The sequence below is a fragment of the Pseudomonas cavernicola genome, assembly GCF_003596405.1.
Taxonomy (GTDB): domain Bacteria; phylum Pseudomonadota; class Gammaproteobacteria; order Pseudomonadales; family Pseudomonadaceae; genus Aquipseudomonas; species Aquipseudomonas cavernicola.
This window is the reverse complement of the sequence record NZ_QYUR01000002.1, coordinates 2,352,031-2,364,620: the sequence shown is the minus strand read 5'-3', so window position 1 is coordinate 2,364,620 and position 12,590 is coordinate 2,352,031. Positions and strand designations below refer to the sequence as shown.

The following is a 12,590-nucleotide window of genomic DNA, read 5'->3' as shown; positions in this document are numbered from 1 at the left end:
TGTCCATACCATGTATGTCATCGGCGCACCTGCTTCAGTAAGGTCTAGCCTTGTAGGGCTAGCCACACATGAAGGGGCGCATATGAGCCTGATACTGTTCTTGATTATTGGCGCGATCGCCGGCTGGATTGCCGGTAAGTTGATGCAAGGTGGCGGTTTTGGTCTGGTCGGCAATCTGGTGGTGGGGATCGTCGGCGCGGTAATCGGTGGTCACTTGTTCCGTTATCTCGGTGTTTCGGCAGGCGGTGGGGTGATTGGCTCACTGCTCACTGCGGTGATTGGTGCGGTCGTGCTGTTGTTTATCGTTGGCTTGATCAAAAAAGCTTGAGCTGGACCCTAAAAAAAACGGGCGACGTAGCTGAAAGGCACGCCGCCCGTTTTTTATGCGCCTGTTGTTGGCGCGGCTCGATTATGGGCGCAGGTCGATCGCCGAGTCGCCATGGCCGTCGAACAGCTTTCCGGGGTTGCGCGGCAGAAGCCCCGGGCGAGCCGTGTTGGTTTGGTCGCCGAGCACGCGAATGTCGCTGTATTTCTTCCCGGACAGGGCCGCCAGGCCGGCACCGTCGCGGATCACGCTGGGGCGTAGAAAGACCATCAGGTTGCGCTTGACGTGCTGGTCTCTGGTCGAGCGGAACAGCCGGCCCAGGAAGGGGATATCGCCCAGCAGCGGGACTTTTGAGTCGGTCTTGGTGATGTCGTCCTGAATCAGTCCGCCGAGCACTATGACCTGGCCGTCATCGGCGAGGATGGTGCTCTTGATCGAACGCTTGTTGGTGATTAGGTCCACCGCCTGAGCGGTAAGGGTGGCGGCGGGGGCGATGGAGGAGATCTCCTGCTCGATCTCCAGGCGCAGGGAGGCGCCTTCGTTGATATGCGGGGTGACCTTGAGGGTGACACCGATATCCTGGCGCTCGATGGTGGTGAAAGGGTTGTCAGCCCCGGATGTATCGGTGGTGAAGGAGCCGGTCTGGAAGGGCACGTTTTGCCCGACCAGGATTTCCGCCTTTTGGTTGTCCAGGGTCAGAAGGCTCGGAGTGGACAGCAGGTTGCTGTTGCTGTTGGCCGACAACGCGGTGATCAGCGCGCCGAAGTGGTCGGTGCCGATGCCGATGATCGCGCCGTCCGGCAAGGTATCCAGAATGGTGTTATCCACGTCATTCTTGCTGTCCTGTATGGCTTGCAGCACGGAGCCGACTGACAGTCCGGTCCCGCGGAAGTTGACCGCGCCGAGCCCGCCGGTGTTGCCGCGGGCATCCACTGCCCACTGCACGCCGAGGGCTTCGGTGATATCGCCGGATACTTCGACGATGGCCGCTTCTACCAACACTTGCGCGCGCGGCACATCGAGTTGGCGGACGATGTCTTCCAGCGTCGCCACCACGTCTGGCTCGGCCAGTAGAATCAAAGCATTCAAGCTCTCGTCGGCCCGAATCATGAGGTTTTGCGGTTTGCCGACTGCTTGGCTGGCGCCCTCACCGCTGGCGGCTGGAGCATTCAACCCTTCGGAAATTTCCCCGAGGGTCTGCGCCAGCGCCTTGGCATCGTTATAGCGCAGGCGGATCACACGGGTGTTGGCTGAGCGCGTGGTGGGGGTGTCGAGAGACTGTGCTAGCGCCACCAGCTTGGCGCGGGCGGCTGGTGGGCCCAGTAGAATCAGGCGGTTGGTACGTGCATCGGCGATTACCTGAGTACCTGAGACGCCTTTGGCCTGGCCGCGGGCGAGGGTTGCATTGAGTGCTTCGGCGGCATCCATCACCCAGGCGTGCTGCAAGTTGAGCACGCTGTAGTCGCGATCGCTCTTTTGGTCGAGCTGATGTATCAGGTCTTCGATCCGCGCGATATTGGCGCTGCGATCGCTGATGATCAGGGCGTTGGCCGAGGTCACTGCGGCCAGATGACCGTATTGCGGTACGAGTGGGCGGATCAGCGGAATCAGCTCCGTCGCCGAGCCGTGCTGCACCTGGATCAGGCGGGTTTCCAGGCGATTTGGCGCTGCGCGGCCGCCATCGGCTTCGGCCTTGGCTTCGGCGTTGGGCACGATGCGAGCCTGATCGCCTTGAGTGATCACGCTAAAACCGTGAGTGGCCATCACCGAGAGGAACAGCTGATAGATTTCGCTCAGCGACAGTGGCGCCTTAGACACCACGCTGACCTGACCCTTGACCCGAGGGTCGACGACGAAAGTCTCGCCGGTGATCTCGGCGATCTGGTCGATGAACTCGCGGATTTCAGCGTCCCGCAGGTTGATCGTCCAGCGCTCCTCCTGTTGGTTGGCGCTTGCTGCAGCGGGTGTTATCGCCGCACTCGACGGCAGTGCAATGGCAAACAGGCCGGTGGCGAGCAGGGCGAAAGTTAGGCGAGAGAGGATCGGAGGCATCGTGTCAGTCGCTTTCCGTTGGCTGTTCGGTTGAGTTGGGTTCGATAGCAGGCAGTGTGCCGGCTGCATCCATTTGTTGTCGGAGAGCGTCCATGCGTTCGCGCAGCTGTGCGGCGTTGTCTTCCTGCAGCGTAGACAATTGATTGGTCGGGTCTTCTGCTGGTGCGGACTCGATGTCGCTAACACTGTTTGCACTGCTCTTGCGGGTGGGGAAGGGCAGGCTTTCCAGGCGGCCATTGCGTTCAAGCTCCACGCGGTCGCGATAGACAGCGTGCAGGCGCACCCCTTTGTTCAATTCGGCGCCGACGGCATAACGCTGTGGTTTGCTGCCTTCGCGCTGGATGATCGCGCTAGAGCGTTGCGGATCGGCGTGCACGAAGCTGCCATGCAGGCTCAGGCGCAGATTGGTGGCCGGTGGAGCTGCATCGCTGGCCACGCTGCTGGGGCCGAACAAGGGTTCCAGGCGTTCCAGCGCAGGTGCTGCGAGCATGGCAGGGGTATTAGTGCTGGCGGAGTGGGCCGGAGCACGCAGCAGGCGCAACCAGTCGGTAGTTTGCCACGCTAAACTGACACTCATGGCAAGGACCAGCGCTGCACCGACTAAGGTCGGGGCATGCAATTGCAGCCAGCGCTGAGATCCAAGGAAGGGCAAGGGCGTCACTCCGTTAACTTGTTGTTATTGGTGGTGTTGAGCGCGGCTCGATCATAGCAGTTAGCAGGCCTGGCTCCGCATCCAATTTGGGTGTATGAGTCGTAGCCTGATGTGCTAAAGATAGATTGCTGTGATCTCTCCCGTAGTGGGAACATTTATAACAACAAAAAATGCGGAGTCGTGACGTACAGCAGTCAAATTTGCCTGTGATACTCGCTCAAGATTACCGTTTGAAGGCCCGATCAATATGAACGCTCTCCCTGCCGAGGCGCCGCTGCGCCGGTTGCCATTCAGTTTCGCCAGGCGCCACGGTGTAGTGCTGATGGTCGAGCTTGGTCAGGCTTGCCTGGGGCACCGTCCCACGGTTGAATTGACAGCTTTGGTCGAGGCGCAGCGTTTCGCCGGGCGGCGTTTGCCCTTACGAGCGCTTTCGACCGATGCCTTTGAGTTGGCACTGGCCAATGCCTACCAACACGATTCCGCCTCGATGCAGCTTGCCGAAGATATCGGTGGCAGCATGGATCTGGCTGCTCTGGCCGAGCAGATTCCAGAAACCGAGGATTTGATGGAGCAGGAGGATGACGCACCGATCATCCGCCTGATCAACGCCATCCTCGGTGAGGCAATCAAGGAAAACGCTTCCGATATCCACCTGGAAACCTTCGAGAAACGCTTGGTCGTACGCTTCCGGGTCGACGGCATTTTGCGTGAAGTGTTGGAGCCCAAGCGCGAGCTGGCGGCGCTGCTGGTGTCGCGGATCAAGGTCATGGCGCGGCTGGATATCGCCGAGAAACGTGTACCGCAGGACGGGCGAATTTCTCTGCGAGTGGGTGGGCGCGAAGTGGATATCCGAGTGTCCACCCTGCCTTCGGCGAATGGCGAGCGGGTGGTACTGCGCTTGCTCGATAAACAGGCGGGGCGCCTGTCGCTGCAGCATCTGGGCATGTGCGCGCGTGACCGCAAGCTGATGGAAGAAACCGTGCGCAAACCTCACGGTATTCTGCTGGTCACCGGCCCCACAGGCTCAGGTAAGACCACCACGCTGTACGCCAGCTTGGTCAGCCTCAACGACCGTACGCGGAACATTCTCACGGTCGAAGACCCGATCGAATATCACCTGGAAGGCATTGGCCAAACCCAGGTCAATCCCAAGGTCGATATGACCTTCGCTCGCGGCTTGCGCGCTATTTTGCGTCAGGACCCGGACGTGGTGATGGTCGGCGAAATTCGCGACAAGGAAACCGCGGAGATCGCCGTGCAGGCCTCGCTGACCGGTCACTTGGTGCTTTCCACCCTGCATACCAACAGCGCCATCGGCGCCATTACCCGGTTGGTAGATATGGGCGTCGAGCCGTTCCTGTTGTCGTCTTCGCTGTTGGGGGTACTCGCCCAGCGTCTGGTGCGTGTGCTCTGTCCACACTGCAAAGAGGCCTACCCAGCGGATGCCGCGGAGTGTGCGCTGCTGGGGGTCGATAGTGCGCAACCGCCGCTGATCGAGCATGCTCGTGGCTGCGCCGAGTGCAAACAGCAGGGCTACCGCGGGCGTACCGGTATTTATGAATTGGTGGTGTTCGATGATCACCTGCGCACCTTGGTGCATAACGCCGCTTCCGAACAGGAGATGACCCGGCATGCGCGCAGCTTTGGGCCGAGCATTCGTGAGGATGGTCGGCGTAAGGTGCTGGAGGGGACTACTACCCTGGAAGAAGTACTGCGTGTGACACGGGAAGAGTAATGGCTGCTTTCGAGTACCTCGCCCTTGACGGCAAAGGGCGTCAGCAGAAAGGCGTTCTGGAGGCCGACAGCGCACGCCAAGTGCGGCAGTTGCTGCGTGAGCGGCAGTTGGCGCCATTGCATGTGAAGGCTACCCGCACTCGCGAGCAAGCCAGTAACGATGGGCATTTCAGCTTCGTTCGCGGGCTTTCCGCACGCGATCTGGCGCTAGTGACCCGGCAGCTGGCGACCCTGATTCAGGCTGGGTTGCCGATTGAAGAGGCCTTGCGCGCCGCCGCTGCGCAATCCACCGCGCCACGTATCGAGGCGATGCTGCTCGCCGTGCGCGCCAGAGTGCTGGAGGGCCATAGTCTGGCCGCTAGCCTGAAAGAGTTCCCAGCGGCCTTTCCTGAGTTGTACCGCGCCACCGTGGCTGCCGGTGAGCACGCCGGCCATTTGGGCCCGGTATTGGAGCAACTGGCGGATTACACCGAGCAGCGCCAACAGTCGCGGCAGAAGATTCAGCTGGCCTTGCTGTATCCGCTGATCCTGATGGTCACCTCGCTGGCCATCGTCGGCTTTCTCCTGGGCTATGTGGTGCCGGATGTGGTGCGAGTGTTTGTCGACTCCGGGCAGACCTTGCCAGTGTTGACACGCGGTTTGATTGCGCTCAGTGACGTGGTTAAAACCTGGGGCTGGCTGATGATATTGCTGCTGCTCGCTGGTGGCTTTGGGCTGCGCTGGGCGTTGCGCGATGAGCAGGTCAAGCAGCGTTGGCATGGCTTTCTGCTGCGCGTGCCTTTAGCCGGACGATTGGTGCGAGCGACCGACTGCGCGCGTTTCGCCTCGACCCTGGCGATCCTCACCCAGAGTGGCGTGCCTTTGGTCGAAGCCCTCGGCATCGGCGCACAGGTGATTGCCAACCGAGTGATTCGTGCCGAAGTGGTGTTGGCCGCGCAGAAGGTTCGTGAAGGCGGCAGCCTGACTCGCGCACTGGAGGCCAGTGGACAGTTTCCGCCGATGATGTTGCATATGATTGCCAGTGGTGAGCGCTCTGGCGAGCTGGATCAGATGCTCGCGCGTACCGCGCGCAATCAGGAGAATGATCTGGGCGCCCAGGTCGCCTTGCTGGTCGGCCTGTTCGAGCCGTTCATGCTGGTATTCATGGGGGTGGTGGTGCTGTTGATCGTACTGGCCATCCTCCTGCCGATTTTGTCGTTGAACCAACTGGTGGGGTAAACAAGTGGAGTACGTGCGCAAGCAACAGGGTTTTACCCTGATCGAAATCATGGTGGTGGTGGTGATCCTCGGGATCCTCGCGGCCCTGATCGTCCCGCAGGTAATGAGCCGCCCGGATCAGGCCAAGGTTACTGTGGCCAAGGGCGATATCAAGGCAATCTCCGCCGCGCTGGATATGTACAAGCTGGACAATTATGCCTATCCGAACACCCAGCAAGGACTCGAAGCCCTGGTGACAAAACCTTCGGGCAGCCCTCCGGCGAAGAATTGGAATAAAGACGGCTACCTCAAGCGGATGCCGGTCGATCCTTGGGGCAATCCCTATCAATACCTGGCGCCGGGCACCAAAGGTCCTTTCGATCTGTATTCCCTGGGGGGCGACGGTAAGGAAGGCGGCAGCGACCACGATGCCGATATCGGCAACTGGGATCTGTGAGTCGCGATGCGCCGCTCGCGGGGATTCACGCTGATCGAGCTGCTCGTCGTGCTGGTGATCCTCGGCAGCTTGGTCGGGTTGGCCGTGCTCAGCAGCGGTATTGCGGGGCCCGCGCGGGAGCTGAGCAACGAGGCGGAGCGTCTGACCGGCTTGATCGGTGTGTTGGCCGACGAAGCAGTGTTGGACAACCACGAATACGGTCTACTGCTCAGCCCCGAGGCCTATCAAGTGCTGCGCTACGACGAAATCAAGGGCAAATGGCTGGCGGTGGATAAGGCGCCTCACCGCTTGCCGAGTTGGGCGGTGCTGAGCTTTGAGTTGGATGGCGAAGCCTTGAGCTTGCCGGCCCCCGCTGCTGCTGATGACGATAAAAAAGCAAAAACCGCTGTCCCGCAGCTACTGATCCTCTCGAGCGGCGAGCTCAGTCCTTTTCGCCTGCGCCTGGCTGAGCGGCGCAAAGATGGCTTGCAACTGCAAATGTCCAGCGATGGCTTTCGTCTGCCCAAAGTCGAGGTTGAATTGCTCAAAGGGCGACCAGGATGAAGCCCGCACGGGGTTTCACCTTGCTTGAGGTGTTGGTGGCGCTGGCCATTTTCGCCTTGGTCGCGGCCAGCGTGCTGACCGCCAGTTCGCGTAGCTTGCAAACGGCCGCGCGCCTGGAAGACAAGACCCTGGCCATGTGGATTGCCGATAATCGTTTGAGCGAGCTGCAACTGGCAGAAACGCCGCCGGCCGATGGTCGCGCGCAAGGTAAGCTGGACTACGCCGGGCGACACTGGGAATGGCTTAGCCTGATTGAGTCAACCAGTGAGCCGACGATGCGCCGGGTCACGCTCTGGGTGGCGCTGAGCGGTGAGCGCGGCGCCCGTGGCGAGCTAAAAGAGCGTGCGGTATTGAGCCTGACCGGATTCCTCGGAGCTGAGCCATGAGGCGCTCCGCGGGTTTCACACTGTTGGAATTGCTGATTGCCATCGCGATCTTTGCCCTGCTGGGGTTGGGTACTTACCGCATGCTCAACAGCGTGCTGCGCACCGACACTGCGACACGAGTTCAAGAGCAGCAATTACGCGAGTTGATCCGCGCCATGGCGGCTTTAGAGCGCGACGTGCTGCAGGTAGTGGCGCGGCCGGTGCGTGATCCGTTTGGTGAGCCACGTGCCGCCCTGCTCGGAGAGGATGGTGATCACCCGGCACTGGAGTTCACCCGTAATGGCTGGCGCAACCCCATGGGCGCGCCACGTTCGCGCTTACAGCGGGTCCGCTGGGAGTTGAGTGGCGAGCAGTGGCAGCGACGCTACTGGACGGTGTTGGATCAGGCCCAGGACAGCCAGCCGCGTGTGCAGCAGGCGCTGGACGGTGTCACCCACTTTGCAGTGCGTTATATGGATCGCGAGGGGCGCTGGCTGGAGAGCTGGCCGCCGGCCGAAGGCGCTGACGATAAGCGTCTGCAGCAGCTGCCTAAGGCTGTCGAGTTGGTGCTGGCGCATCGTCGTTATGGTCAGCTACGGCGTGTCTTGCGCTTGCCGGACATGCCTAAAGACGCGGACCAGAACGACGCTGGCGGTGGTGGAGAACAAGCCCCCGAAGCTGAGCCGGAGGCCGGTTCATGAAGCGCCAAAGGGGGGTCGCCTTGATCACGGTGCTGCTGGTGGTGGCCGTAGTGACGGTGGTCTGTGCCGGACTGATCGCGCGCCAGCAGTTGGCTATTCGTAGCAGTGCCAACTTGTTGAGTGCGCGTCAGGCCTGGCATTACGCCTTGGGTGGCGAAACGTTAGCCAAAGCGCTCCTGCTGCGCGACTTGCGCCAGGGTGATCCGCGCCAGCCGGTGGATTACTTGGGTGAGGCATGGGCGCGAACCCAGGCGCCCTTTAAGCTGGATGAAGGGGGTGAGTTGCGGGTGCGTATCGAGGACCCGAGTGGGCGGTTTAATCTCAACAGTCTGGTGCGCCAGCGTCAGGTCGATGAAGCTGCGGTGGCACAGTTTAGCCGCTTATTGCTCCGCCTGGAGATTGAGCAGCCCTATGCCGAGCGCTTGCAGGACTGGCTGGATATCGATCAGGAGCCGAGTGGTGCCTATGGCGCGGAGGACAATCAATATCTGCTGGCAAAGCCCGCCTACCGAGCGGCTAATCAACTGCTGAGCGATGTCTCTGAACTGCGTCTGTTATTGGGGATGAGTGAGACCGATTACCGGCGGCTGTTGCCCTATGTCAGCGCGTTACCCGAAGACGCTACGCTAAACGTCAATACCGCCAGTGCCTTGGTACTTTCTAGCCTGGCAGATGGTTTGACGCCAAGCGTTGCGCAAGGTCTGCTGGCGGCGCGGGGCAGCGAGGGTTTTCGCAGCCTGGAGAGCTTTCTCGGGCAGCCGGCATTGGCCGGGCTCGGTGTGACGGGGCAGGGTTTGGCCGTAGGCAGCCAATATTTTCAGGTGGTCAGCGAGGTTCGAGTAGCTGATCGTCGTCAGGTCCTGGTGAGCAGTTTGCACCGTGGTGAAGATGGTCGCGTACGGATACTGGCCCGTGATTTAGGGCAGGCTGGTTTGGCGCCAGCGCCGATTGAGGAGTCCGATCAATGAGTCAGGTGTGTATCTTTCTGCCGCCGGCCGCCTGTGTGGGGGCTGATCCTGAACTGGAAGTGTGCCGCGTGCAGGCGGGCGTCCGCACGCAGCTAGCCTTTGCCGCTGCCGTGGCGGAGTTGAGCGCGCCCTGGCGCCTGGTGCTGCCGGTGGAGGCGGTGACCAGCTGTGTTGTGCAACTGCCGACGCAGAAGTCCCGTTGGTTACGTCAGGCCTTACCGTTTGCGGTGGAGGAGTTGCTGGCTGAAGAGGTCGAGCACCTGCATCTGGCCCTGGGCGAGCAGTTGGCGGACGGTCGGCATCGGGTGTTCGCCGTGCGCCGTAGCTGGCTGGCGGACTGGTTGACGCTGTGCGCGGAAGCCCGGCCGGCGACGATTCAGGTCGACGCGGATCTGCTACCGGTGCAGGGCACGCAATTGCTCTGGCTGGATGAGCGTTGGTTGCTCGGCGGCGCCACGCTGACGCGCATGGCGCTGGTAAGTGAGGATTGGCCGTCATTGGCGCCGGTCTGTCCACTACCGCACATGGCCTTTGCCCCGCCGGAGCAGGCGCTGCCGGCAGGGATTGTCGAGTGTCAGCGCGAGCCGGATCTCCATCTATGGCTGGCCAGTCAGTCCGCTGGCTGCAACCTGGCCCAAGGCGAGTTCGCACCGCCTGAGTCGGCGGAGGATTGGCTGCGCTGGCGTCCGGTGCTGGGCTTGGTTGGCCTGTGGCTGGTGCTGCAATGGGGCTTCAATTTGGCGCAGAGCTGGCAATTGCAGCACGAGAGCGAGGCTTATGCCGCGTCCAATGTGGCGCTCTATCGCGAGCTGTTTCCTGAGGACAATAAGCTGGTCAACCTGCGTACCCAGTTCGACCAGCACTTGGCCGAAGGTGCTGCTGGTGGTCAGAGTCGCCTGCTCAATCTGCTCGGTCAGGCAACCGGAGCGCTGATTGCCGAAGGCGCGCAGGTGCGTGTGCAGCAGTTGGACTTCAGTGACAGCCGCGGCGACTTGGCGCTGCAGGTGCAGGCGCCGGGTTTCGATGCACTGGAGCGGTTGCGTGAGCGCTTGATCGCAGCTGGGCTGGTGGTGCAGTTGGGTTCAGCCAGCCGTGAAGCGACTGGGGTTAGTGCTCGCTTGGTGATTGGAGGCTAAGGATGAGCGGTTTGAGTGCATTGAAAAATCTTTTCTCGGCGCAACTGGAGCGTTCCGTGCTGTTACAACGCTGGCGCGCGCTTATTCCTCGCGAGCGTCTGGCGTTGAGTCTGCTGGTGTTGTTTTTGCTGGCGCTGCTGCTGTATCTGAGTCTCTGGCGCCCAGCCGAGCAACGCCTGATTGCCGCGCGCAGTGCTTACGAGCAGCAGCGCGAGCTGAGTGCCTACCTGCAGGCGCGGGCACCTTTGGCTCGTGAGCTGCACAGCAAACCCAAAGTCAGCCTGGATCCAGCAAATCTGCAAGGTCTGATTACCGCCAGTGCAGCGCAGCAGAACTTGGCGGTGGAGCGTTTGGATACTGAGGGCGATGGCGGCCTACAGGTTAGCCTGCAGCCGGCACCTTTTGCCCAGCTGTTGCGCTGGTTTGCCTTGCTCGAAGGGCAGGGGGTGCGGATTGATGAGGCGGGTTTGGATCGTGACGAAGATGGTCGGGTCGCCGCGCGCCTGATGTTGCGCGTGGCGCATTGACTGAGCTGGGTCAGTGTCGCTGGCGCCGCGTTGGTGTCGCAGTCCTGGGCATCTTCATCGATGCTATCCCCGTGAGCGACAAGCAGAGTGCGGTCTCTGCCGGGGGATGCCGGGAGTTTTTCAATTCCACAGCCTGGCCTTGAGCCGGCATGCGGGCAGTCCGGGGTAAAGTCGAAGGCTGCCGATAGAAAACCCTCTTTGAAGAAAAACTCTATGTAGGGTGTTGACTTAGGTGCGCCTCACGCGTAGATTTCGCGCCTCGCAAGCAGCGGGTGATTAGCTCAGCTGGGAGAGCATCTGCCTTACAAGCAGAGGGTCGGCGGTTCGATCCCGTCATCACCCACCACTCTTGTGAATTTCGGACGCAAGTCCGACCGACGCGCAGCGGTAGTTCAGTCGGTTAGAATACCGGCCTGTCACGCCGGGGGTCGCGGGTTCGAGTCCCGTCCGCTGCGCCATATTTTCCAGGTTCGATTACGGTCGGCCTGAGATTGGTAAAGCCCTACAGGGTTTAGCTGGTCAGACGCTTTGAAGAGTTCTATTGGACGCAAGTCCAACCGACACGCAGCGGTAGTTCAGTCGGTTAGAATACCGGCCTGTCACGCCGGGGGTCGCGGGTTCGAGTCCCGTCCGCTGCGCCATCTTAGAAAGCCCTTAGGTTGAAAAGCCTAGGGGCTTTTTATTGCCTGCGATATTTCGGATTTTGTTTCATTTGTTGTTCATCTGGGATCTTTAAGCTGTTTGCTATGGTCTTTGTTAGGCTCATATCTTCAGATCGAGAGATAAACCCAATGGACGAGTATCAAGAAGAGCTCCTCGAATACCGTGCTGGCGAGCAAGAAGATCCCGCTGAACCTGTGGAAGACGCCACGGAGTTGTGACCAGGGGCGGTTAACCTGTTTGCCGTTGAGCACGGCGGAATTCGCCAGGGGTCTGCCCGCTCCAGCGTTTGAACGCGCGCTGAAAGGCTTCCGCCGAGGCGAAGCCGAGTAGATAGGCAATCTCGCCAAAGGCCAATTCGGTGTCGCGGATATAGGCCATCGCCAGATCGCGGCGGGTGTCGTTGAGAATCGCGCGGTACTGCGTGCCTTCTTCCGCCAACTTGCGTCGCAGCGTCCAGGTGGGGAGCTGTAGGCGTGTCGCAACCTCTTCCAGATCGGGCTCACGCCCATGCAGCAGTGGGCCGAGCAGTTGGCTGATGCGCTCGCGCAGGCTGCGGGTGCGGGTCAGTTGTTCCAGTTCGCGCTCGCAGATTTCCAGCAGATGGCGCCAAGTGCTCGGACAGTGTTCGGGGTTGCGCAATGCCAGGTTGGCCTGGTTCAGGCGCAGCTGATTAACGCTGGCACCAAATTCCAGCGGACAGCCGAACACTTCGGCGTAGCGCTCGGTGTAGCTGGGGGCAGGGAATTCGATTTCGACCTTTTCGACGTTCAGTTTTTGCCCGGCCAAGCTGCTCAGTTGGCAGGTCCAACTGGCCAGCACCGAGTCCACGACAAAGCGGTTGTAGGCGTTGTACGGGTTGATCGAGTAAAAGCGTAGCCAGGCGCCTTGCGCATCCTCGTGCAAGCTCGACTGGCCGCGATAGTTGTAGGCGTACAACGGTTCAAAGCGAATCAGTGCGCGGGCGGCCTCCCGCACAGTCGGGGCTTGGGCGGCAGTGACGCCGGCCAGGCCAACTTGGCTGAGTCGGTTCAGTTGACCCATCAACAAGCCTAGGCTGGGGTCGCCAGTCAACTGAATCGCGGCGTGCCCCAGGCGCATATAACGCGGGATCGACAGCCTGGCGCGTGGCTCGGCCAGGCGCGCTGCATCCAGGCCATATTGGTCGAGCAGCGGCGCGGGGTCTTGCTCAAGCGTGCGTACGGCCTCGGCCAGGCTGTGGACGAAACCGACTGAGAGGTCGCCAAGTCGTACTCGCGTGGGTTTCATCGGC

Annotated in this window: 13 protein-coding genes and 3 tRNA genes; 13 read left to right on the top strand and 3 right to left on the bottom strand. The window is 61.0% G+C overall.

The features are described 5' to 3' along the window. The first annotated feature begins 82 nt into the window (after positions 1-82). A complete protein-coding gene (locus D3879_RS11295) occupies positions 83-328 on the top strand; it encodes a GlsB/YeaQ/YmgE family stress response membrane protein (RefSeq protein WP_119954334.1) in 246 nt (81 codons plus the stop codon). A gap of 81 nt (positions 329-409) precedes the next feature. Here the strand turns inward: D3879_RS11295 and gspD are convergent, their stop codons facing one another. Together gspD and D3879_RS11285 are read right to left on the bottom strand one after the other, a co-directional pair. Then, on the bottom strand, positions 410-2,377 hold the full coding sequence (gene gspD, locus D3879_RS11290) for a type II secretion system secretin GspD (RefSeq protein WP_119954333.1): 1,968 nt from the start codon (positions 2,375-2,377) through the stop codon (positions 410-412). Positions 2,378-2,381: 4 nt separating this feature from the next. Continuing rightward, positions 2,382-2,954, bottom strand: coding sequence for a type II secretion system protein N (locus D3879_RS11285; protein WP_119954948.1), 573 nt, complete (start codon positions 2,952-2,954; stop codon positions 2,382-2,384). Positions 2,955-3,276: 322 nt separating this feature from the next. Here D3879_RS11285 and gspE point away from each other — a divergent pair, with 322 nt between their 5' ends. The 12 genes from gspE to D3879_RS11225 all read left to right on the top strand — a co-directional run bounded on the left by gspE (position 3,277) and on the right by D3879_RS11225 (position 11,298). Continuing rightward, entirely contained in the window at positions 3,277-4,764 is a 1,488-nt protein-coding gene (gspE, locus tag D3879_RS11280) for a type II secretion system ATPase GspE (RefSeq protein ID WP_119954332.1), read from the top strand. After that, entirely contained in the window at positions 4,764-5,981 is a 1,218-nt protein-coding gene (gene xcpS, locus D3879_RS11275) for a GspF family T2SS innner membrane protein variant XcpS (RefSeq protein ID WP_119954331.1), read from the top strand. Before gspE ends, xcpS begins: the two co-directional genes overlap by 1 nt. Before the next feature lie 49 nt (positions 5,982-6,030). Next, positions 6,031-6,417 (top strand): type II secretion system major pseudopilin GspG, encoded by a 387-nt coding sequence (gene gspG / locus D3879_RS11270; RefSeq protein ID WP_238474244.1) that lies wholly within the window; start codon positions 6,031-6,033, stop codon positions 6,415-6,417. A gap of 6 nt (positions 6,418-6,423) precedes the next feature. Beyond that, the gene (gene gspH / locus D3879_RS11265; RefSeq protein WP_119954329.1) at positions 6,424-6,960 is read left to right on the top strand and encodes a type II secretion system minor pseudopilin GspH; all 537 of its coding nucleotides are present in this window, start codon (positions 6,424-6,426) and stop codon (positions 6,958-6,960) included. Next, positions 6,957-7,346 (top strand): type II secretion system minor pseudopilin GspI, encoded by a 390-nt coding sequence (gene gspI / locus D3879_RS11260; protein ID WP_119954328.1) that lies wholly within the window; start codon positions 6,957-6,959, stop codon positions 7,344-7,346. The genes gspH and gspI overlap by 4 nt, the downstream gene beginning before the upstream one ends. Further along, positions 7,343-8,026 (top strand): type II secretion system minor pseudopilin GspJ, encoded by a 684-nt coding sequence (gspJ, locus tag D3879_RS11255; RefSeq protein WP_119954327.1) that lies wholly within the window; start codon positions 7,343-7,345, stop codon positions 8,024-8,026. Before gspI ends, gspJ begins: the two co-directional genes overlap by 4 nt. Then, positions 8,023-8,994 carry a type II secretion system minor pseudopilin GspK gene (gene gspK / locus D3879_RS11250; RefSeq protein WP_119954326.1) on the top strand — a complete coding sequence of 324 codons (972 nt, stop codon included), beginning with the start codon at positions 8,023-8,025 and terminating at the stop codon, positions 8,992-8,994. The genes gspJ and gspK overlap by 4 nt, the downstream gene beginning before the upstream one ends. Next, on the top strand, positions 8,991-10,130 hold the full coding sequence (gene gspL / locus D3879_RS11245; protein WP_119954325.1) for a type II secretion system protein GspL: 1,140 nt from the start codon (positions 8,991-8,993) through the stop codon (positions 10,128-10,130). The genes gspK and gspL overlap by 4 nt, the downstream gene beginning before the upstream one ends. Positions 10,131-10,132: 2 nt before the next feature. Then, a complete protein-coding gene (locus D3879_RS11240) occupies positions 10,133-10,657 on the top strand; it encodes a type II secretion system protein M (protein WP_119954324.1) in 525 nt (174 codons plus the stop codon). A gap of 270 nt (positions 10,658-10,927) precedes the next feature. Next, positions 10,928-11,003, top strand: a tRNA-Val gene (locus tag D3879_RS11235). Between the two features lie 35 nt (positions 11,004-11,038). Continuing rightward, positions 11,039-11,115: transfer RNA gene (locus tag D3879_RS11230), tRNA-Asp, on the top strand. A gap of 106 nt (positions 11,116-11,221) precedes the next feature. After that, positions 11,222-11,298 (top strand) — tRNA-Asp (locus D3879_RS11225). A gap of 250 nt (positions 11,299-11,548) precedes the next feature. Here the strand turns inward: D3879_RS11225 and D3879_RS11220 are convergent. Further along, positions 11,549-12,586 carry an AraC family transcriptional regulator gene (locus D3879_RS11220; RefSeq protein WP_119954323.1) on the bottom strand — a complete coding sequence of 346 codons (1,038 nt, stop codon included), beginning with the start codon at positions 12,584-12,586 and terminating at the stop codon, positions 11,549-11,551. Positions 12,587-12,590: the final 4 nt, after the last annotated feature.